The sequence below is a fragment of the Paenibacillus shunpengii genome (assembly GCF_042684905.1).
GTDB lineage: Bacteria > Bacillota > Bacilli > Paenibacillales > Paenibacillaceae > Paenibacillus > Paenibacillus shunpengii.
Window position 1 is genome coordinate 1,372,135 of record NZ_JBHUMJ010000002.1, and the last position, 19,499, is coordinate 1,391,633.

At 46.1% G+C, this 19,499-nt stretch carries 22 protein-coding genes; all 22 read left to right on the forward strand.

Features of this window, described 5'->3' with window-relative positions; all coding sequences use genetic code 11:
- Window positions 1–17 precede the first annotated feature (17 nt).
- The 22 genes from ACFSVM_RS06540 to tsf all read left to right on the forward strand — a co-directional run bounded on the left by ACFSVM_RS06540 (window position 18) and on the right by tsf (window position 19,296).
- Complete coding sequence (locus ACFSVM_RS06540) at window positions 18–383, forward strand: response regulator (RefSeq protein WP_047909710.1); 366 nt, start codon at window positions 18–20, stop codon at window positions 381–383.
- Window positions 384–392: 9 nt separating this feature from the next.
- The gene (locus tag ACFSVM_RS06545) at window positions 393–884 is read left to right on the forward strand and encodes a flagellar biosynthetic protein FliO (protein ID WP_076311139.1); all 492 of its coding nucleotides are present in this window, start codon (window positions 393–395) and stop codon (window positions 882–884) included.
- On the forward strand, window positions 881–1,639 hold the full coding sequence (fliP, locus tag ACFSVM_RS06550) for a flagellar type III secretion system pore protein FliP (RefSeq protein ID WP_047909708.1): 759 nt from the start codon (window positions 881–883) through the stop codon (window positions 1,637–1,639). Before ACFSVM_RS06545 ends, fliP begins: the two co-directional genes overlap by 4 nt.
- Window positions 1,640–1,674: 35 nt before the next feature.
- Window positions 1,675–1,944 carry a flagellar biosynthesis protein FliQ gene (gene fliQ, locus ACFSVM_RS06555; RefSeq protein WP_076311138.1) on the forward strand — a complete coding sequence of 90 codons (270 nt, stop codon included), beginning with the start codon at window positions 1,675–1,677 and terminating at the stop codon, window positions 1,942–1,944.
- Window positions 1,945–1,956: 12 nt separating this feature from the next.
- Window positions 1,957–2,745 carry a flagellar biosynthetic protein FliR gene (gene fliR / locus ACFSVM_RS06560; RefSeq protein WP_076311137.1) on the forward strand — a complete coding sequence of 263 codons (789 nt, stop codon included), beginning with the start codon at window positions 1,957–1,959 and terminating at the stop codon, window positions 2,743–2,745.
- A gap of 32 nt (window positions 2,746–2,777) precedes the next feature.
- A complete protein-coding gene (flhB, locus tag ACFSVM_RS06565; RefSeq protein ID WP_379260975.1) occupies window positions 2,778–3,887 on the forward strand; it encodes a flagellar biosynthesis protein FlhB in 1,110 nt (369 codons plus the stop codon).
- Window positions 3,887–5,920, forward strand: a complete 2,034-nt coding sequence (flhA, locus tag ACFSVM_RS06570; RefSeq protein WP_379260977.1) for a flagellar biosynthesis protein FlhA — start codon at window positions 3,887–3,889, stop codon at window positions 5,918–5,920. Before flhB ends, flhA begins: the two co-directional genes overlap by 1 nt.
- Complete coding sequence (gene flhF / locus ACFSVM_RS06575; protein WP_379260979.1) at window positions 5,917–7,218, forward strand: flagellar biosynthesis protein FlhF; 1,302 nt, start codon at window positions 5,917–5,919, stop codon at window positions 7,216–7,218. Before flhA ends, flhF begins: the two co-directional genes overlap by 4 nt.
- Window positions 7,211–8,119: a MinD/ParA family protein gene (locus ACFSVM_RS06580; protein WP_076311133.1), complete on the forward strand. Its 909-nt coding sequence runs from the start codon at window positions 7,211–7,213 to the stop codon at window positions 8,117–8,119. Before flhF ends, ACFSVM_RS06580 begins: the two co-directional genes overlap by 8 nt.
- Before the next feature lie 31 nt (window positions 8,120–8,150).
- On the forward strand, window positions 8,151–9,572 hold the full coding sequence (cheB, locus tag ACFSVM_RS06585) for a protein-glutamate methylesterase/protein-glutamine glutaminase (RefSeq protein ID WP_379260981.1): 1,422 nt from the start codon (window positions 8,151–8,153) through the stop codon (window positions 9,570–9,572).
- A gap of 23 nt (window positions 9,573–9,595) precedes the next feature.
- Window positions 9,596–11,665 (forward strand): chemotaxis protein CheA, encoded by a 2,070-nt coding sequence (locus ACFSVM_RS06590; RefSeq protein WP_076311131.1) that lies wholly within the window; start codon window positions 9,596–9,598, stop codon window positions 11,663–11,665.
- 90 nt (window positions 11,666–11,755) lie between these two features.
- On the forward strand, window positions 11,756–12,217 hold the full coding sequence (locus tag ACFSVM_RS06595) for a chemotaxis protein CheW (RefSeq protein WP_047909700.1): 462 nt from the start codon (window positions 11,756–11,758) through the stop codon (window positions 12,215–12,217).
- Window positions 12,217–12,837, forward strand: a complete 621-nt coding sequence (locus tag ACFSVM_RS06600; protein WP_076311130.1) for a chemotaxis protein CheC — start codon at window positions 12,217–12,219, stop codon at window positions 12,835–12,837. The genes ACFSVM_RS06595 and ACFSVM_RS06600 overlap by 1 nt, the downstream gene beginning before the upstream one ends.
- Window positions 12,837–13,337, forward strand: coding sequence for a chemotaxis protein CheD (locus ACFSVM_RS06605; RefSeq protein WP_379260983.1), 501 nt, complete (start codon window positions 12,837–12,839; stop codon window positions 13,335–13,337). The genes ACFSVM_RS06600 and ACFSVM_RS06605 overlap by 1 nt, the downstream gene beginning before the upstream one ends.
- Window positions 13,334–13,777 (forward strand): hypothetical protein, encoded by a 444-nt coding sequence (locus tag ACFSVM_RS06610; protein WP_076311128.1) that lies wholly within the window; start codon window positions 13,334–13,336, stop codon window positions 13,775–13,777. Before ACFSVM_RS06605 ends, ACFSVM_RS06610 begins: the two co-directional genes overlap by 4 nt.
- A 15-nt stretch (window positions 13,778–13,792) precedes the next feature.
- Window positions 13,793–14,581: a FliA/WhiG family RNA polymerase sigma factor gene (locus ACFSVM_RS06615; RefSeq protein WP_076311127.1), complete on the forward strand. Its 789-nt coding sequence runs from the start codon at window positions 13,793–13,795 to the stop codon at window positions 14,579–14,581.
- Window positions 14,582–14,634: 53 nt separating this feature from the next.
- Window positions 14,635–16,047, forward strand: a complete 1,413-nt coding sequence (locus ACFSVM_RS06620; RefSeq protein WP_379260985.1) for a DUF342 domain-containing protein — start codon at window positions 14,635–14,637, stop codon at window positions 16,045–16,047.
- 36 nt (window positions 16,048–16,083) lie between these two features.
- Window positions 16,084–16,398 (forward strand): hypothetical protein, encoded by a 315-nt coding sequence (locus tag ACFSVM_RS06625; RefSeq protein ID WP_379260987.1) that lies wholly within the window; start codon window positions 16,084–16,086, stop codon window positions 16,396–16,398.
- Between the two features lie 90 nt (window positions 16,399–16,488).
- On the forward strand, window positions 16,489–17,022 hold the full coding sequence (locus tag ACFSVM_RS06630) for a hypothetical protein (protein ID WP_379260989.1): 534 nt from the start codon (window positions 16,489–16,491) through the stop codon (window positions 17,020–17,022).
- Window positions 17,019–17,615 (forward strand): hypothetical protein, encoded by a 597-nt coding sequence (locus tag ACFSVM_RS06635; protein WP_379260991.1) that lies wholly within the window; start codon window positions 17,019–17,021, stop codon window positions 17,613–17,615. The genes ACFSVM_RS06630 and ACFSVM_RS06635 overlap by 4 nt, the downstream gene beginning before the upstream one ends.
- A gap of 209 nt (window positions 17,616–17,824) precedes the next feature.
- Entirely contained in the window at window positions 17,825–18,523 is a 699-nt protein-coding gene (rpsB, locus tag ACFSVM_RS06640) for a 30S ribosomal protein S2 (RefSeq protein ID WP_047909692.1), read from the forward strand.
- 122 nt (window positions 18,524–18,645) lie between these two features.
- Window positions 18,646–19,296 carry a translation elongation factor Ts gene (gene tsf / locus ACFSVM_RS06645; RefSeq protein WP_076311122.1) on the forward strand — a complete coding sequence of 217 codons (651 nt, stop codon included), beginning with the start codon at window positions 18,646–18,648 and terminating at the stop codon, window positions 19,294–19,296.
- Window positions 19,297–19,499: the final 203 nt, after the last annotated feature.

Genomic DNA, 19,499 nt, shown 5'->3' on the forward strand with positions numbered 1-19,499 from the left:
GGAGGATTTTAACTAACATGGCAAATCGAATTCTAATCGTGGACGACGCAGCATTTATGAGAATGATGATTCGGGACATTCTGACAAAAAACGGGTTTGAGGTTGTGGGAGAAGCGCAAGATGGAGCACAGGCTATTGAAAAGTATAAGGAGCTTCGTCCTGACTTGATCACCATGGATATCACCATGCCAGAAATGGACGGTATTGCTGCATTGAAGGAGATCAAAAAAATCGAGCCTAATGCTAAAGTCATCATGTGTTCTGCAATGGGACAGCAGGCAATGGTTATTGACGCCATTCAGGCAGGTGCGAAGGACTTCATCGTGAAGCCGTTCCAATCCGATCGTGTTATCGAAGCAATTAATAAGACGTTAGGCATTTAATCGATACCGATGGAAACCAGCTATTATGGCCAGCTGTTATGGGTAATTATAGTCCTTATTGCGATCATCGCAGCCATCGTGCTGCTTATACGCTGGCTGGGTCGTAAGAATCAACATTTTTTCCAAAAGAAAGCGATGAGAATTGTTGGCGGAGTCGGTCTTGGACCGAGCAAATCCATTCAAATCGTTGAAATAGGCAGTAAACTATATATCCTTGGGGTTGGTGAGGATATCAATGTCATTGATACCTTAGCTGATCCCGAGGAGATCAGTCAGCTAATGAAGCAATTCGAGCTTGAAGGAAGGGAAACAGCATCACTCCTCTCAACGATTGAGAAGCTGAAGACCCGGCTTAACCGAAATCGGGCCAAGTCTGAAGAAGTTGATGAAGCTGATTTTAAGCAATTATTTGAACAGAAACTTCAAGGAATGCCAGATCGCAAGGAACAGATGGAAGACTGGCTTCAAGAAGATACTAGAGATCGGTCGAGGGATTCATGAATAAGAAGATTGTAGTTGCATGTCTGTTGTGGGTGTGCCTGACGGTATTCAATGGTACAGAGGCCTTTGCGGCACAGCCGATCCCTGATATCTCCATTGAGTTCGGGAATACGGAAGGCGAAGAACCGAGCACAAGTGCATTATCTATTATTTTACTCATTACGGTATTAAGCATTGCACCTGCAATTCTCGTATTAATGACAAGCTTTACTAGGATCGTTATCGTCCTGAGCTTTGTCAGAACGTCGCTCGGAACGAACCAAATGCCGCCGAACCAAGTGCTTGTCGGACTGGCCCTTTTTCTGACCTTGTTTATTATGTCTCCAACCATATCACAAATGAATGAAGTCGCACTCCAGCCTTATCTGAGAGGAGAGCTTACTCAGACGGAAGCACTGGAGGAGGCAGCTGAGCCGATGAAGGAATTCATGTTCTCTCATACAAGAGAGAAGGATCTGCTGCTGTTTATGGAATACACCGGAGCGGAGCAACCCGAGTCCTATGAGGATATTCCCTTACATGTACTTGTTCCGGCCTATGCCATAAGTGAATTGAAAACTGCATTTCAGATGGGCTTTATGATATTTATTCCATTTCTAGTCATTGATATTGTCGTGTCGAGTGTACTTATGGCGATGGGGATGATGATGCTCCCGCCGGTCATGATATCACTGCCCTTCAAGATCCTTCTCTTTGTTCTGGTGGATGGCTGGTATTTGGTCGTAAAATCTCTGTTATTAAGTTTCAGTCCTTAAACTAGGGCGCATCTAGACATTGGAGGCAAGCGGCCATGACGTCCGATTTTATCATTGAACTGGCAGGGCAAGCAATTTTTATCGCACTGGAAATCAGTGCACCAATGCTTGTATTAGGGCTTGTAGTAGGTCTTATTATCAGTATTTTTCAAGCGACGACACAGATCCAGGAGCAAACACTGGCTTTTGTTCCCAAGATTATTGCGGTGCTAGTGGCACTGTTGTTATTTGGGCCATGGATACTTGCAACAATGGTCGATTTTACATTTAACATTTTGAATAATCTTCATACTTATATCGGGTAGGCATATACAAACATGGAGATGATGCTTCAAGGTTTTTCTGTCGCTCTGCTTATTTTTTGTCGAATTACAGCATTTTTTGTAGCAGCACCTATATTTTCTACGCCAGGGGTTCCAGGGGTATTTAAGATCGGAATATCTTTTTTTATTACCGTCATTGTGTACCTCACATTTGGCTTGGGCCAGTCAATTCCGATGGATGGTCAATACATTCTGCTCATTGTGAAAGAAATACTGATGGGTCTGCTGCTGGGCTACATCGCACTACTCATGATCACAGCGATCCAAACAGCAGGTGCATTTATCGATATTCAGATCGGGTTTGGGATGGCAAATGTCTACGACCCCATGACAGGCGCAGCTGCTCCTTTGACAGGGAATGTGAAGTATGCCTTTGCTGTCCTGTTGTTTCTAACCATGAACGGTCATCATCGAATGCTGGATGCAATCGTGTACAGCTACGAGTGGGTACCGCTGGTAGGGAATGATTTTTTTGCAGCAATCGCAAGTGGGAATATCGCTGAGTTAATCATAACAGCCTTCGCTCAGGCGTTTATGCTCGCATTTCAGCTGGCAGCACCTCTTGTTGTCGCTCTGTTTATGACAGATGTGGGTCTCGGCTTCTTAGCAAGAACTGCGCCGCAGTTCAACGTGTTTGTCATAGGTGTTCCGTTAAAAATTCTGGTAGGACTCGCGATGATGCTGATCACTATACCAGGCTTGTTATATTTATTTGAAAATTTATTCGCAGTCATGTTTGAAGCTATGCAGGGAGTTCTGGAAGTGATTAAACAAGGAGCTTAAGGCTTGAATCTGCGGTGGCGGGGGTAGCAGCAATGAGATTTAAACTGGACCTGCAGATGTTCTCAGGGGAGAAGACGGAGAAGGCTACCCCGAAAAAACGTCAGGAATCTCGTAAAAAGGGCCAAGTGGCCAAAAGTATGGAAATATCCGGAGCAGCCATTTTACTCTCCTGTTTCATGTGTCTGCTCATCTTTGGTGAATTTTACAAGGAACGCATTGCAGACCTCTTCAAGGATATCTTTGTTAACAGGCTGAACATGCAAGTAACGAGCGAGAACGTAATGGTTATGTTCGGACAGTTTGGAATGGAGATACTTATCCTCCTTGCTCCGATCTTTGCCATCGCGGTGATCATTGGTTTTGCGGCCAATTATATTCAGGTGGGATTTTTGCTGACAGGCGAAGGAGTCACTCCTAAATTCAGCAAGCTGGATCCGATCAAGGGCTTCAAGAACATCTTTTCCATGCGAGCCCTTGTAGAACTGTTAAAGTCCGTTCTTAAGCTCGTCATTATTGGCTATTTGGTTTATGACATCTTATGGGGTGCACGTGATGAATTCGCAGGCCTCAGCCTGTTGTCACTGGATGGAATCTTGAAATTCGCAGCGGAAATGACGCTGGACCTTGGAATCAATATTGGCGCAGCCTTATTTGTGCTTTCTATCCTGGATTACATGTATCAGAGATACGAACATGAGAAGAACATTAGAATGTCCAAACAGGACATCAAGGATGAGTATAAGAAGATGGAGGGAGACCCTCTCATTAAAGCGAAAATTCGCGAACGGCAAAGACGTATGGCGATGCAGCGGATGATGCAGGAAGTTCCCAATGCGGACGTCATCATTACGAATCCTACTCACTTTGCAGTCGCTTTGAAATATGATGGCAATGAAATGGAGGCTCCTACGGTCATAGCGAAGGGCGCAGATCATATGGCGCTGCGCATTCGGGAGATCGCCAAAGAGCATGGAGTGACGCTAATGGAGAACAAGCCTCTAGCCAGAGCCTTGTTCCAAAGGACAGAGATCGGAGATTCAATTCCGGCGGATCTCTTCCAGGCTGTCGCTGAAATTCTTGCCTATGTTTACAAATTAAAAGGAAGATCGAATCATAAGGGGAATCGGAGGCATGGAAACTAGTGAAAATTAAAGACCTATCAATCCTGATCGGGATCATCGGCATCGTGCTAATGATGATTCTCCCTATTCCTGTTGGACTACTTGATGCACTGCTGGTTATCAACATCGCAATAGCTTTGGTTATATTGCTGGTAGCGATGAATACGAAGGAAGCTCTGGAATTCTCCATATTCCCTTCCTTGCTGCTTGTGACGACTCTATTTCGTGTGGCACTTAACCTTGCAACGACAAAGCATATTTTGCAGGATGCTTATGCCGGTCAGGTTGTGGCCACGTTCGGAAGCTGGATCTCAGGCGGGCAGCCGGTTATCGGTTTCATCGTGTTTCTGATCCTGGTCGTCGTTCAATTTATTGTCATTACGAAAGGCTCGGAGCGCGTAGCGGAGGTAGGAGCTCGTTTCACCCTCGACGCGATGCCCGGGAAGCAGATGAGTATAGATGCGGATTTGAACGCAGGACTTATTAATGAGCATCAAGCGAAAGAGCGCAGAAGCAAAATCGAACGCGAAGCGGACTTTTACGGAGCGATGGATGGTGCGAGCAAGTTTGTTAAAGGAGATGCAATTGCCAGTATCGTTATCCTGATCATTAATCTTGTCGGTGGTTTTATCATTGGGATGATAATGATGGGCATGAGCTTTGGTGATGCATTGTCTACTTATTCACTGCTAACGATCGGTGATGGATTGGTCAGTCAGATCCCTGCACTGCTTATTTCTACCGCATCCGGTATTATCGTTACGCGTGCAGCTTCTAATGGTACTATGGCGGATGATATTACATCCCAGCTCTTCTCCTATCCAAAGCTTCTATATATTGTTGGAGCGACGGTAGCATTCCTAGGATTCTTCACACCCATTCAGCTGATTACAACACTGCCGCTTGCGTTACTTCTCTTCTTCGCTGGCTGGAAGATGCAGCAGAATTTGAATAAACAGCAGATTAGTGACGAACAGATGGAAGAAGAGCAGCAGATTGAAGAGGTGCGTAGTCCGGAAAGTGTAATTAACCTGCTGCAAGTGGATCCGATCGAATTCGAATTTGGATATGGACTTATTCCCTTAGCAGATACAGGGCAGGGTGGAGATTTGCTCGATCGTATCATCATGATTCGAAGACAATGTGCTCTTGAGCTGGGACTCGTCGTTCCGGTAATTCGGATAAGAGACAATATTCAGCTAAGACCCAGTGAATATGTGATTAAGATTAAAGGAAATATTGTCGGGAGCGGCGAGCTTCTGCTCAATCACTATCTGGCGATGAGTCCAGGATATGATGATGATTCTATAACCGGAATTGAGACAACCGAGCCTGCATTTGGCCTTCCCGCCTTATGGATCGATGAAGCAACCAAGGATCGCGCCGAACTGTCCGGCTATACCGTTGTAGATCCACCTTCGGTTGTGGCAACGCATTTGACCGAAATGATTAAGAAGCATGCACATGAGCTCCTGGGTCGTCAGGAAACGAAAGCTCTTGTGGATAACTTGAAAGAGAATTATCCTGCACTGGTTGATGAGCTGATTCCATCTGTATTATCCATTGGAGATGTTCAAAAAGTACTGGCTAAACTGCTTCGTGAGAAAATCTCGATCCGAGATATGGTGACTATTTTTGAGACGCTCGCGGATTACGGTACCTATACGAAGGATCCGGATGTACTTACGGAATATGTCAGACAAGCTCTATCCAGACAGATTACACAGCAGTATACCCAAAAAGGGGAGACGATGCGGGTCATTACGGTTGGACCGAATCTGGAGAAGAAGATTGCCGAGAGTGTCCAGCAGACGGAGCAAGGAAGCTATCTTGCGCTTGATCCAGTAGCTAGTCAGACGCTGTATCAGAAGCTGATGGAGCAAGTGAATCGGCTGATTCAGACGGGTCAACAACCGATCGTGCTTACTTCACCGACAATCCGGATGTATTTGCGGCAATTGATCGAAAGAACGATGCAGGATATACCGGTGTTGTCCTACAGCGAACTGGAGCCTAATGTTGAAATTCAAAGTATCGGGGTGGTTAATCTATGAGAGTGAAAAAATATATAGTGGATACCATGCCCGAGGCAATGGGCCTGATTCGCAGTGAGCTAGGAGCAGATGCAGTCATCTTGTCGACGAAATCGATCAAGACAGGCGGTTTTGCCGGACTGTTCCGCAAGCAAAAGATAGAGGTCGTAGCGGCGGTTGAGGAGCAGGCGGGTTCGGGGGCACCGGCCAATCTGCAAGCAAGCCCGCCGGTCTCTCCGGCTCAGCCAAGACCAATACCAAGAGCAATGGCCCCAGATGCTTACCGCAAAGTAGCACAAGGTATGAATAACGGAGAACAAGCACCGGCCAAGGAAAAACAGGAGGATGTGAAGCAAGCGAATCCATCCTACAGGGGACCACATTCATCAGTCCTTCCATCACTTCCTGTTCAGGAGCCGCACCCGGAAGGGGCGGATTTTTCCGCTTCTACCGATCAGGCTCTGCTGACTGAAATACAGCAGTTGAAGCAGATGATGACTTCGTTTGCTAAGCGAGATGCCCATGAAGCCGTGCTGCCGAGCAATCTGAATGAAGCACGTGTCAAACTGATTCAGCAGGGTGTCATCGATGAATTATGGATGAAATGGATTGATGAAGTACAGGAGCAGTGGACGGAACAGACCGAGCAGAGTGGCTTGGCACTAGTCAAGGAAGAGATAAGGCAATTCCTTGAAGCACGAATAGATGCTGGAATTGCGCAGGATACACGTATTGTTTACGTTGCGGGACCTACGGGCGTGGGTAAGACGACGACCATTGCCAAGCTGGCTGCTGAGCAAATGTTTAAGTACAAGCGCAAGGTCGGGCTTATTACTGCGGATACGTACCGGATCTCCGCTGTCGAGCAGCTGAGAACCTATGCCGCAATACTGGGAGTTCCGCTAGAGGTGGTTCAGTCACCGGCAGATACCAAGCGGGCCCTAGAACGCCTTGCAGATTGTGATCTTATTTTTATGGATACCGCAGGACGTAACTATCGTAATGAAATGCTGGTATCTGAACTGAACAGCCTGCTTCTCGATGAACCCAACAGCGAGATGGTGCTAGTACTGAGCCTCACCTCTAAGACAGAGGATATGCTCGTCATTTTGGACCATTTCACCAAATATGGCCTGTCCAAAGTCATCTTTACCAAAATGGATGAAACGGATAGTCTCGGTTCCATTCTTAATGTTCTGCACCGTTACCCTGTGGCACTGTCTTACATAGCGGTTGGTCAGAATGTGCCAGATGATCTTATGGTGCCGGATGCCAGGACGCTCTCAGATTGCATAATGGGAAGTGATGAGAATGAGTGATCAGGCTGCATCTCTTAGAGAATTGATGGCAGCAAGGCCCATTCCGAAGATTACGGAAGAGAATCGCATAAAGAAGCAAACAGCGAAGAAACAGGCTAAATTAATTGCCGTTGCAAGCGGCAAGGGTGGAGTAGGGAAATCCAATTTCACTCTAAACCTGGCATTAAAAATTCATGCCGCCGGCAAAAAGGTTCTCGTATTTGACGCTGATATGGGAATGGCCAATATTGATGTGCTTATGGGGGTCTCCTCCAAATTCAGTCTATATCATGTGCTGACCAGGGAGAAAAGGATCTCAGAGATTATACAACTCGGACCGATGGGGCTTCCGTATATCGCAGGAGGGTCCGGATTCGTAGAACTTCTGTCTCTAACGGAACAGGATATTGATGCATTCACCACTGATTTGGAGAGCCTGGCTTCGGAAATGGATTATATTTTCTTTGATACCGGTGCGGGATTATCACTGGAGAACAGAAGCTTTATCGCGGCTGCAGATGAATGTATTGTTGTGACGACCCCGGAGCCCACGGCGATCACGGATGCTTATGCACTCATCAAAATGATGCACAAAATTAACGGTCACAGTCCATTCGGCATCATCGTCAATCGGGCGGAGAACAAGCGCGAGGCCGACCAAGTCAGCTCAAAGATACAGCTGGTTGCTAAACGATTTTTGGGGGCTGATATTCCGCTGCTCGGGTATGTCACTGAGGATAGTCATGTGATGCGTGCGGTTAAGAAGCAAACGCCATTTACTACCCTGTATCCGAACTGCACAGCTGCTAAGGATATGGAACGAATCTCGCTGAGCTACACAGAGATGGGCAGAACGATATCGAGCGGTGGGCAGGGCTTAAGAGGATTTGTTGCCAAGTGGTTGAGAAAGACGGCCCAATAAACAAGATGAATTTACTTTAGAGGTGTCTTACATGTCAGTCTATCAGGTACTTGTGGTTGATGATTCAGCATTTATGAGAAAGATTATTACCGATTTAATTCAGCAGGATCCTTCTTTTCGAGTAGCGGACACCGCTGCGACAGGTGTGGAAGCTGTTGAGAAAGCCAGAAGTCTCCGGCCAGATTTAATTACGATGGATGTTGAAATGCCGGAATTAAACGGGCTGGATGCCTTGAAGATCATTATGGCCGAGCAGCCAATTCCGATCATCATGCTGTCAGGGATTAATGAGACCGGTCTCAAAGAAACGATCAAGGCGCTGGAAGCCGGTGCGTTTGATTTTATACGTAAGCCTTCCGTTCAATTTCGTCAGGACATTTATGAGGTGGGGACTGAGCTTCGTAATCAGATGAAGGAAGCCGTACAGATGATGGAGCGAAGAGCCCGAAGAGCTGCGGAGAAGGATGAGGTTGCAGCATGGATCGCTTCTCCCTCTGAGGTTTCGGCTTCGTCTGCTGGGAAAAAGAATAAAGATGCTGCTGTCCACCATAAGACGCCTGAAAAAACGATCGCTCAAGAGCCTAAATCTGCGCCTCCAGAATCAGTGAGCAAGAACATTTCCGCTCCCCGATCGGCGAAGACCAAGCTGGAAGACATTAAGTCCATCACTCAGAGACTAGCACAAGAATTAGAGACAGCCAAAAAAGAAACAGAGAAGAAAGCAAGACCAAAAGCAAGCAAGAAGGAGAAGGAACCTGACAAACGGTCATCCCTTGTAATTCAAGCAGAGCACGAAGCCGTAGCCTCTCTTGAAGCAGCCGAGACGAAGAAGCCTAAGAAATTAGATGTATCGCTTTCTTCTGGTACGTTCAGCAAATTGGTAGCTATCGGATGCTCGACGGGTGGACCCCGTGCACTTAAAACGCTGCTGTCTCATTTCCCCGGGGATTTTGAGGCTCCGATTGTCATCGTTCAGCACATGCCGCCGGATTTCACCAGATCCCTGGCAGCCCGGCTTGATTCCTTCAGTGAGATTCATGTGGTTGAAGCGGCTCATGGAATGCTTTTAAAGGCGGGAACTGCTTACATCGCTCCAGGAGGCTATCATATGAGAGTTAGGGAGAATCGTCATGCGGAATATGAGATTGTGCTCGGCAGCGAGGACCCCGTGAATGGACACAGGCCTTCAGTCGATACGTTATTCGAATCTTTACTCCCCTATGTTGCTCTCGAAAGACATATAGCCATCTTGACGGGGATGGGCAGCGATGGAGCAAGAATGATGAAACGTCTCTACGAAGCAGGCGTTACTTCTACTTTTGCTGAGAATGAGGAGACCTGCGTTGTATACGGGATGCCGCGTGCTGCAGCAGAGCTCGGGTGTGTAAATCAGCTGCTCCCGCTTGAGGAGCTGGCCGATAGACTGGTTAAAGCGGTGACTAGAAACGGTTAATTCATAAAAGGAGGTAATACAAAGTGGATATGAATCAATATTTATCCATGTTCATTGATGAGTCGAATGATCATCTCCAATCATTGAACGAAAAGATGCTCGAATTGGAAAATAATCCGGAGGACATCAGCATAGTTCAGGTGATCTTTCGATCAGCCCACACACTTAAGGGAATGGCTGCGACAATGGGATTCGAAGATCTCGCCTCATTAACTCATAAGATGGAAAATGTGCTGGATCTGGTCCGCAACGAGAAGCTGACGATGCAGGAGCCTATATTTGACGTTCTGTTCCAGAGCTTGGATGCACTCGAGTCTATGGTACAGGATATTATGGCAGGCGGTGAGGGCAAGGCTGACGTGTCTGCGATTGTAGATAAGCTGCAAGCGATTGAAAGCGGAGAAGCAAGTATGTCTGATGCTGCATCACAGATCAGCAGTTCAGATGCAGCTTCGAGTGGAACAGCATTATCACTTGATGAATTTCAAGCGTCTGTCTTGACGCAGTCCATTGCAGATGGACAGGGTGCAGTGTTTGTACATGTTACCATCAGCAAGTCAAGCCAGCTTAAATCCGTTAGAGCTTACATGGTATTTGATTTGCTGGAGCGCTCCGGAGAGGTTATTAAGACAGAGCCTTCAGTACAAGAAATTGAGCAGGACCAATTCGATTACGATTTTTCACTATACTACATAACTCAAATGCAACCGGAAGAGCTGCAGCAGGCGATTATGAATATTTCCGAGATTGAGAAGGCAGAAGTCGTACCATTAACAATAGAAATGCTGGGACAGATCGCGAGCAAGGAAGCAGCAGCTTCTGTAGAGACCCCTCTGATCGAAGAGAAGAAAGCAGAAGTTAGTAACAAGGATAAAGGAACTGCTAAACCGGCCAAGCCCGCAGCAGAGAAGAGCAATACGAAGCCCGCCGGCGCTGCCGTTGGGAACCGAACGATCAGAGTGGATATTGAACGGCTTGACGTGCTGATGAATTTGTTCAGTGAGCTGCTGATTGACAGATCCAGACTGGAACAGCTGGCAAGTGATCTGGATCATTCCGATCTAATAGAAACCGTATCTCATATGAGCAGAGTGAGCTCAGATCTGCAAAATATTGTTCTGAAGCTCCGAATGGTCCCGGTCGATACCGTATTCAACCGTTTTCCAAGAATGGTAAGGGATCTGGCCAAATCGCTGGATAAAAAAGTGGATTTGATCGTCACCGGTGCTGAAACGGAGCTTGACCGTACGGTAATTGACGAAATTGGCGACCCGCTGGTCCACTTGCTTCGAAACGCCGTGGATCATGGGGTTGAGTCGATATCCAAGCGGATCGAGGCAGGCAAGCCTGAAACGGGAACGATTCATTTAAGAGCCTTCCACAGCGGTAATCATGTATTCATTGAAATCGAAGATGATGGAGCCGGTATATACCGCGACAAGCTGCTGAAGACGGCCATTTCCCGTGGTGTTGTTACTGAAGCTGAGGGAGAACTGATGACAGACGAGCAAGTGTACCAGCTATTGTTTGCTCCTGGATTTAGTACAGCTGAGACAATATCGGATATTTCCGGAAGGGGCGTAGGATTGGATGTCGTTAAGGCAAAGATCACTTCGCTCGGTGGAAATGTATCGATCCATTCTACGCCGGGACAAGGCACGAATTTCTCGGTTCAGCTGCCGCTAACGCTATCCATTATCGCAGCGATGCTGATTAGACTTGGTGAAGAAAAGTATGCTATTCCGTTGTCCTCCATCGTGGAGACCGCCATTATCAAAAAAGAAAAAATCCGCCATGTACATGGTTCAAGAATGATCAGCTTTAGAGACTCTATGATTCCTTACGTATCGCTGTCGAAAGTGTTCAGTGTCAGCGGATATACCGATGAAGAAGAGGAAGAAGTTGAAATTGTAGTCATCCGCAAGGGGGAACAGCTTGCAGCGCTTGCGGTAGATGATTTTATCGGACAGAACGAAATTGTAATTAAGAGTTTAGGTAAATACCTGCCTTCCATACAAGGCATCTCAGGAGCCACAATTCTTGGTGACGGTCAGGTAGCCCTCATTATTGATCCGAATGGCTTCATTAAATAGAGCAGGTATTTCATTATTCATAGTTGATAGATTCAGCGGTGCTGAATTCCCGCATAGAAGGTTGTTCATTACTTAAGGAGGTATTAGGTCATGGCAGAAGATATTAAAGTAATTGTATTCAAACTGGGTGAAGAAGAGTATGGCATTGAGGTGGATCAGGTTCAAACCATTGAGAGAATGATGCCGATTACGAGAGTTCCCAAAACCTATTCATTTGTAAAAGGTGTAGTCAATCTTCGCGGTGTTGTTATTCCCATCATAGATTTGCGAGGACGCTTTTCTCTTCCAGAGACGGAGTATACCGATCATACCCGAATCATTATGGTGACTGTGCAAGAGATGCAGGTTGGCTTTATTGTCGATTCGGCAAACGATGTACTAGACATTCATTCAGGAGATATCGAGAATCCGCCAGAGGTTATTGGCGGCGTAAAAGCCAAGTACTTGAGAGGCGTTGCCAAGCTGGGTGAAGATCGCTTGCTTATTATGCTAAATCTGGTGGAAGTGTTGAATAAGAGCGAAATTGTTATGCTCGAAGGTATGGAAGGATAATGACACGCTCTTTTGATCAATTTCATGATATTGAAATGGATGTTCTGAAGGAAATTGGCAATATAGGAGCCGGCCATGCGGCTACTGCGTTATCGACACTGCTGAACAGGCCGATTGATATGGGGGTCCCCACGGTTCAGCGTGTCCCCTTTGAATTGATTGCAGAGAGCGTTGGTGGTGACGAGAGTATTGTAACTGCCGTCTACTTTAGAGTAGAAGGTGATGCGCCGGGGAATTTGTTTTTTATGATGACGCCGGAGGCAGCCAAACAGCTGCTGCATCACTTCAGTGGAGCAGTGACCAATGAGGTGCTTGAATTCTCCGACATGGAACGATCCATCTTGTCTGAGGTCGGGAATATACTGGCCGGATCCTACCTGTCTTCACTGGCAGATTTTACTCAGTTAGCCATGCTGCCTACCGTGCCCGGCTTTGCCGTTGATATGGCTGGAGCGATTCTCAGCTACGGGCTGCTTCATATGAGTCATATGGGAAATGAAGCCCTGCTGATCGATACGAATTTCCTGGAGGGATCAAATCGGGTGCAAGGACAATTTTTCCTAATACCCGATCCCGAATCCTTTGACGCTATATTTGAAGCACTTGGAGTACATGGCTGATGATAGAGCAGAAGAAGCTGATTAAGGTAGGGATGGCGGATTTAAATATTCTGGCTGAGCCAGGAGTCATTAGAACGACCGGGCTTGGATCCTGTGTGGGTGTCACATTGTACGATCCTGTAAGCAGGATTTGCGGTATGGCGCATGTAATGCTCCCATCTTCCTCTATTGCTAGAGAGAGTGTGGATTTAAATCGGGCAAAATACGCGGATACCGCAATCGTACTTCTGTTAGATAGAATGAAGGCGCTGGGAGCATCCCAGCCGCATATTGTTGCGAAAATGGCAGGTGGATCTCAGATGTTTCAATTTGCCGGATCTGGGGATACGTTACGTATTGGCCCTCGAAATACGGAAGCGTGCAAAGAAGCTTTGAATTTAGCAGAAATTCCGCTGATCGCAGAAGATTGTGGTGGACATCATGGCAGAACCATTGATCTGGATCGGGATACAGGGGTGTTGACGATTCGAAGCGTACAGATGGGTGTGAAAGAGTTATGACTACGTTGTTTGGTACGATTCGCATAAATTTTGTGTTTGGTCTTATCGGTTTAGTCTATACCTTTTTTGTTTCATACAGCAGTAACTTGTTATCTACTAGTTTGTACCGTGCGGGCACAGCCTTTGTGATCTGGTTTGTCATTGCTTTTATTTGCAGATGGGTGCTGGGATACGTCCTGGCACCGACGCAAAGTGCTGAAGATCATAGCCAGCAGAATGATGGTACGGAGCATAAGGGAACACAGCTCGATATAACCGCTCCAGATGATGATGAGGAGCTAAGGAATCTATTAAAGTATTCACCGCAGGAAGAAAGTAAGAGTGAACCCAAAAAATCAGCAGCTGAAACTGGATTTGAACCTCTAAATCCTCCGAAGCTTGTTCGAACAAAGGATGCTGAAGAATTGGCAAAAGCCGTTCGACACTTGTCAGACAATTAAAGGGGGTGAAGCGATATGACAGGCCGAAATTCGTCCCATTTGGCAGATATGGACCTGTGGGAAAAATGGAAGGAACAAGGGGACCTGGATGCAAGGAATCAGCTGATTGAAAAACATCTTCATATCGTTCAGTATGTCTCAAGTCGGCTCGCCGTCGGATTGCCCAAGAATGTATCAAAGGATGATTTGGAGAGCAATGGTGCTCTGGGACTGATGGATGCTCTGGACAAATTTGATTATAAGCGCGGACTTCAATTTGAGACTTATGCTTCATGGAGAGTGAGAGGTGCGATTCTCGATGGCTTACGCCAGGGTGACTGGGTGCCGAGATCTGTCAGAGAGAAGGCGAAGAAGATTGAAGAGGCCTATCAGCATTTGGAACAGAGGTATTCAAGAAGTGTTACTGATGAAGAGATGGGCCAATATCTCGATGTTTCTGCTGGAGATTTCAGGAATATGCTGCAGGAAGTCGCGGTAATGTCGCTTTATTCGCTTGAGGATCCACTGCGCGAAGAGGATGCGGAGACACGAATGTCTCTATTGATCGATGAGAAAGCCTATGCCCCTGAGCAGACTGTAAAAGATATTCATTTGAAGCAGGCATTGATGCAGGGGATTGACAAGCTGACGGAAAAAGAAAGAATTGTGGTCTCATTATTATATTATGAGGATTTATCATTGAGTGAAATTGCAGAAGTAATGTCATTGTCACCATCACGTATTTCCCAGCTTCACTCCAAGGCAATTCTGAGGCTGAGAGGTACTCTTGAGAAACAGCGTGAGCTCTTAATGAACAGGGATTAGAATAAGAGTAATTTTAAAATAAGCTGTCTATGGAGAAAGAAGGAAGGTTGCAGATGACGCAGAAATTAGACCCAGCGCAATATATGAAGGTGCTGTTTTCAGCTGATCACAGCAGCGCAGTACTTGATATGATTAGACAAGAAGAATTTGAAATTACAGCTGGGGAATTAAAAGCATATCTTGCTCAGCAAGGAATCGTCTATGGAGTTCACGAGGAGGTCCTACAGGATATCGCGAAACGTCCATCAGCATATTATGGATTGAAGCCGACGGTGGCTTCAGGTGATGACCCGGTCCCTGGGACCGACGGTTCCATTGAATTGATTACGAATTTGGTCGAAGCCGGAGAACGCAAGCCGCTTGAAACAGAGGGCGGGAGAGTCGATTACAAAGAAATTACGCAGCTCAGTAATGTAAAAAAAGGGCAGGTTATTGCTAGACGGAAGCCGCCCGAGCCAGGTATACCTGGAAAGAGTGTCAAAGGTGAAGTGATACCCTATCGCCCTGGGAAGGAAGCCAGATTTAAGCCGGGCAAAAATGTAGTCGTTAACGCCGAAGGCGATGCCATGTATGCCGCACTAGATGGGCTTGTTACTCCTACGGAAAAGGATCGAATCAATGTATTCCCTGTGTACGAAGTGAACGGAGACATTGATTATAATACTGGAAATATTGATTTTGTAGGTACGGTTGTCATAAGAGGAAATGTGCTGACGGGCTTTAAAGTCAAAGCTGCAGGAGATATCCGTGTGGTTGGCGGAGTCGAAGGAGCAGAACTCTATGCAGGAGGGTCTATACAGGTTACCGGCGGAATTATCGGCTATAATAAAGGGCTTATCCAAGCAGGTGTCGATGTAAAGAGCTCCTTCATTCAGGACGCCAATGTACAGGCTGGAGGAAGTGTTTTCGTTACTCAGAGCATCATGCATTCTAATATTAGGGCAGGCAAGCAATGCATGTGTGAAGGTACCAAGGGCCTTATCGTCGGCGGTGTCATTCAGGCTGGTGAAAAAGTGGTAGCACGGACGATCGGGAATACCATGTCAACCGTGACAACGATTGAAGTGGGTGTCGTTCCAGAGCTGCGCAATGAGCTTGCACAGCTGAGAACAGAGCTTAAAGCCCAAACGGAAAGCATCGACAAGACGGCAAAAGCATTACATTTGCTTGATCAAATGGCTGCATCCGGGCAGCTGGCCCCTGAAAAAATGAGTATGAGAATGAAGCTTCAGGTCACCCATCAGTCAAGTATGCGAGAACTTGCTGAGATTAAGGAACGGATCCTTGATATCGAGAAATTGCTCGAGGATACATCCAATGCGAGTGTTGATGTCATGAAGACCATCTACGGCGGCTCTAAAATAGTTATCGGCAGATACACTAGATTTGTTAAAGATTCTGCGACAAGAATATCGTTTTTTTATCATAATGGCGATATTTCCATGGTACCCTTAAAAGGAATGTAAATTATATTACACCACCCAAAGGAGTGACTTTATCAGATGAGTCTAAAAGCGGTTGAACTTCAAATTGCTATACCGCGCACGAGTGAGGCGGGACGTTATCAAAGTGAATACGACCACAGAAGATCATCAGAGCAGTCGCTGCTCGCGGACAATCAATCCAGGCAGATCAAGAAAAAATCGAAGCAAAGTCCAAAGACAAACGAGTCTGAGCAGGCAAGTATCAGGGATCAGCGCAATGCTTCACATACACAGGGAGAACCGTTGAATCAGAGTAATGAGCTTGCAGACGAAATATCTGCTGTCCCCGCTGAGCACCCGTTTAAGGGGAAAAACTTTGATGTGAGTTTGTAATCACATAGGATATAGTTAACGGTTCTGTATTGCAATAAATACTTAATGAATTCTAAATGCAAGTGCACGTAAATAAAGGAGAACAGACTCATGCAACCATGGAGTACTATCGTCGTACTTGGCCTATGTGTCATTGTATTCGCTTGGTTTATGCCCAAATCAAGGACGGACTCAGGACAGAAGGTAGTAAAGGACGTAGAGTCTACACTGGATCGTTACCTGGCGGAAATTGAGCTTGAGAATGAGAAGGTTATTCACAAGCTTAAGCACTATCAGCAGGAATGGTCAGAGACAGACAAACGCAGAGAACAGGAAATTCAAGATTTACGCCAGCAGCTCAGCTCCTTACACTCCCAAATAGCGGTACAGTCAGCTTACAAGGAAACAGTGGCCGTTCCAATATCAACCCAGGAGAGAGAGCTTGCTGCTGCGGTAGAAGCAAATCCGATCCTAGAAAGCAAGGAAGTCCCTTCCGAAACGACTTCAATTCAGTCGCGGTTTCCAGAGCTGTTCAAGCTCGATGGGGAAGGAAAGTCTGTAGATTATATTTCGAACAAGCTGAACATGCCCAAAGGAGAGGTCCAGGTTATATTACAGCTTGGGAATAAGGAGGGGAGACGATGATCAAAAATCGTTCCTTTCTTCTCGGACTTGGAACCGGAATTGCAGCAGGTGCATTGATTCTGCAGCTGGCTTTGATCGGACAAGGACAAGCTGGAGGAGATCAGACGCTAGATCTTAGTACACTGACAAGAGAACAGGTTCAAGAGGCAGCTGATGAATTGGAGCTGAAGGTATATGATGCTTCTGCCGAGGTCATGACAGAAGAAGAATGGACCGAGGCAAAGGCAGAGGAGCGGGCGCAGGGTAGCAGCACATCTTCGAGCGATAACTCTGGCAAAAAGCCTAGCAGTGATGGACCGGAGGCCAGCACCCCCGAACAGCCGGATCAGCCGGCAGCACCGGAGAATTCACAGGCTCCCAAGCCGGCAGACGAGCCAGCACCAGGTACAATTTCTTATCGAGTAATAAACGGAGCTACCCTCAATGATGTTGCAGATCATTTGTCGTCTCTTCGTGTATTAGATAATCGTGATGCTTTCATCGAAGAGGCCCGGAAACAAAAGATCAACAATAAGATTCAGGTAGGCAGCTACGAGTTCACAGAGGGAGAATCAATAGATTCGGTTATATCAAAGCTCATATCAGGTCCCTGATTAGCAACTAGTTTTTTGAAGGTATTGTGAAATCAAAAGAGATTCATGCTAACTTTGTTGCATCGGGGATGCAGTTGTGATATATTAATTGACGGTGTTAAAACACACGCTGTGCTAATTCTGTCGAGGGTGCTTGCCTTATGGTAAGTCTTGACGGGAAATGATGCCGGCGGAGGACACAAAAACCAATAATTAGGAGGTGTGTGGAGATGGCAGTTATCTCCATGAAACAGCTTCTCGAAGCTGGGGTTCACTTCGGTCACCAAACTCGCCGTTGGAATCCAAAGATGGATCGTTATATCTTCACTGAAAGAAACGGTATTTACATCATTGACTTGCAAAAGACAGTGAAAAAGGTTGAGGAAGCTTACAACTTTGTTAAGAGTATCGCAGGAGAGAATGGAACTATTCTGTTCGTAGGTACTAAGAAACAAGCTCAAGATTCCGTAAAAGAAGAAGCAGAGCGCGCTGGTCAGTTCTTTATTAACCAACGTTGGCTCGGTGGTACTCTGACTAACTTCCAAACTATTCAAAAACGTATCGATCGTTTGAAACAGTTGGAAGCTTGGGAAGAGGACGGCACTTTCCAAGTGCTGCCTAAGAAAGAAGTTATCATTCTCCGTAAAGAGAAAGACCGTCTCGAGAAATTCCTCGGCGGTATCAAGAACATGAAGGGTCTTCCAAGCGCCCTGTTCGTAATCGACCCACGTAAAGAGCGTATCGCAGTTGCGGAAGCTCGCAAATTGGGTATCCCAATCGTAGGTATCGTTGATACAAACTGCGATCCGGACGAAATCGATTATGTCATTCCTGGTAACGATGACGCGATTCGCGCGGTTAAATTGCTTACTGGTAAAATGGCTGATGCTGTTATCGAAGCTCATCAAGGCGAAGAAACATCCGCTTAAGAATGACTTTGTAAGGGTCTCATGTATATGAATTAAATGAAAAGGGTGGTTGGTAGGTGGATAACCTTTCACTGCCCTTTTTTTAGGGTCATACGCAAAAATATCCTCTGGAGGGAAAACAAATGGCAGTAGATGCGAAATTGGTTAAAGAGCTTCGCGAAAAAACTGGCGCTGGTATGCTGGATTGCAAAAAAGCACTGGAAGAAGCGAACAATGATGTAACAAAAGCAACTGAAATTCTTCGTGAAAAAGGCCTGGCTGCAGCAGCAAACAAAGCTGGCCGTGTAGCAACTGAAGGTGTGGTTCAATCTTACATCCACGCTGGCGGACGCATCGGCGTATTGGTTGAAGTTAACTGCGAAACAGACTTCGTAGCTATGACTGACCAATTCAAAGAGTTTGCACGCGACATCGCTATGCACATCGCTGCTTCCAGCCCGCGCTATGTAACTCGTGAAGAAGTTCCTCAGGAAGAGATTGAGAAAGAAAAAGAAATTTTGAAAGCTCAAGCTCTGAACGAAGGAAAACCAGAAAAAATCGTTGAAAAAATGGTTGAAGGCCGCATCGGTAAATACTACGAAGAGTTCTGCCTGCTTGAGCAATCCTTCGTTAAGAACCCTGATGTTACGGTTCAACAATTGCTGAACGAAAAAATCAGCACAATCGGTGAAAATATTTCCATCCGTCGCTTTGTTCGTTACGAACTGGGTGAAGGTCTTGAGAAAAAACAAGATAACTTCGTAGAAGAAGTTATGGCACAAGTGAAAAACTAATTATTGAAACATGTATGAACAGAAATCGGACTTGCCCATGTCTTCTGAAGATATAATTAGATTAGCTTCAAGAGATTTTACAAGACACCTTTATATTGGAAGAAGAACTGGATAGTCCGAGATTCGGCTCAGAAAGTTTTCTTTAACGAAGAGTGGAACACAATCCGTGTTCCTTTCTTTTTAACTAATATGAGGTTTACAAG

Coding starts and splice junctions, on each gene's coding strand:
- ACFSVM_RS06540 (WP_047909710.1), top strand. CDS start 18: ATGGCAAATCGAATTCTAATCGTGGACGACGCAGCATTTATGAGAATG.
- ACFSVM_RS06545 (WP_076311139.1), top strand. CDS start 393: ATGGAAACCAGCTATTATGGCCAGCTGTTATGGGTAATTATAGTCCTT.
- fliP (WP_047909708.1), top strand. CDS start 881: ATGAATAAGAAGATTGTAGTTGCATGTCTGTTGTGGGTGTGCCTGACG.
- fliQ (WP_076311138.1), top strand. CDS start 1,675: ATGACGTCCGATTTTATCATTGAACTGGCAGGGCAAGCAATTTTTATC.
- fliR (WP_076311137.1), top strand. CDS start 1,957: ATGGAGATGATGCTTCAAGGTTTTTCTGTCGCTCTGCTTATTTTTTGT.
- flhB (WP_379260975.1), top strand. CDS start 2,778: ATGAGATTTAAACTGGACCTGCAGATGTTCTCAGGGGAGAAGACGGAG.
- flhF (WP_379260979.1), top strand. CDS start 5,917: ATGAGAGTGAAAAAATATATAGTGGATACCATGCCCGAGGCAATGGGC.
- ACFSVM_RS06580 (WP_076311133.1), top strand. CDS start 7,211: ATGAGTGATCAGGCTGCATCTCTTAGAGAATTGATGGCAGCAAGGCCC.
- cheB (WP_379260981.1), top strand. CDS start 8,151: ATGTCAGTCTATCAGGTACTTGTGGTTGATGATTCAGCATTTATGAGA.
- ACFSVM_RS06595 (WP_047909700.1), top strand. CDS start 11,756: ATGGCAGAAGATATTAAAGTAATTGTATTCAAACTGGGTGAAGAAGAG.
- ACFSVM_RS06600 (WP_076311130.1), top strand. CDS start 12,217: ATGACACGCTCTTTTGATCAATTTCATGATATTGAAATGGATGTTCTG.
- ACFSVM_RS06605 (WP_379260983.1), top strand. CDS start 12,837: ATGATAGAGCAGAAGAAGCTGATTAAGGTAGGGATGGCGGATTTAAAT.
- ACFSVM_RS06610 (WP_076311128.1), top strand. CDS start 13,334: ATGACTACGTTGTTTGGTACGATTCGCATAAATTTTGTGTTTGGTCTT.
- ACFSVM_RS06615 (WP_076311127.1), top strand. CDS start 13,793: ATGACAGGCCGAAATTCGTCCCATTTGGCAGATATGGACCTGTGGGAA.
- ACFSVM_RS06620 (WP_379260985.1), top strand. CDS start 14,635: ATGACGCAGAAATTAGACCCAGCGCAATATATGAAGGTGCTGTTTTCA.
- ACFSVM_RS06625 (WP_379260987.1), top strand. CDS start 16,084: ATGAGTCTAAAAGCGGTTGAACTTCAAATTGCTATACCGCGCACGAGT.
- ACFSVM_RS06630 (WP_379260989.1), top strand. CDS start 16,489: ATGCAACCATGGAGTACTATCGTCGTACTTGGCCTATGTGTCATTGTA.
- ACFSVM_RS06635 (WP_379260991.1), top strand. CDS start 17,019: ATGATCAAAAATCGTTCCTTTCTTCTCGGACTTGGAACCGGAATTGCA.
- rpsB (WP_047909692.1), top strand. CDS start 17,825: ATGGCAGTTATCTCCATGAAACAGCTTCTCGAAGCTGGGGTTCACTTC.
- tsf (WP_076311122.1), top strand. CDS start 18,646: ATGGCAGTAGATGCGAAATTGGTTAAAGAGCTTCGCGAAAAAACTGGC.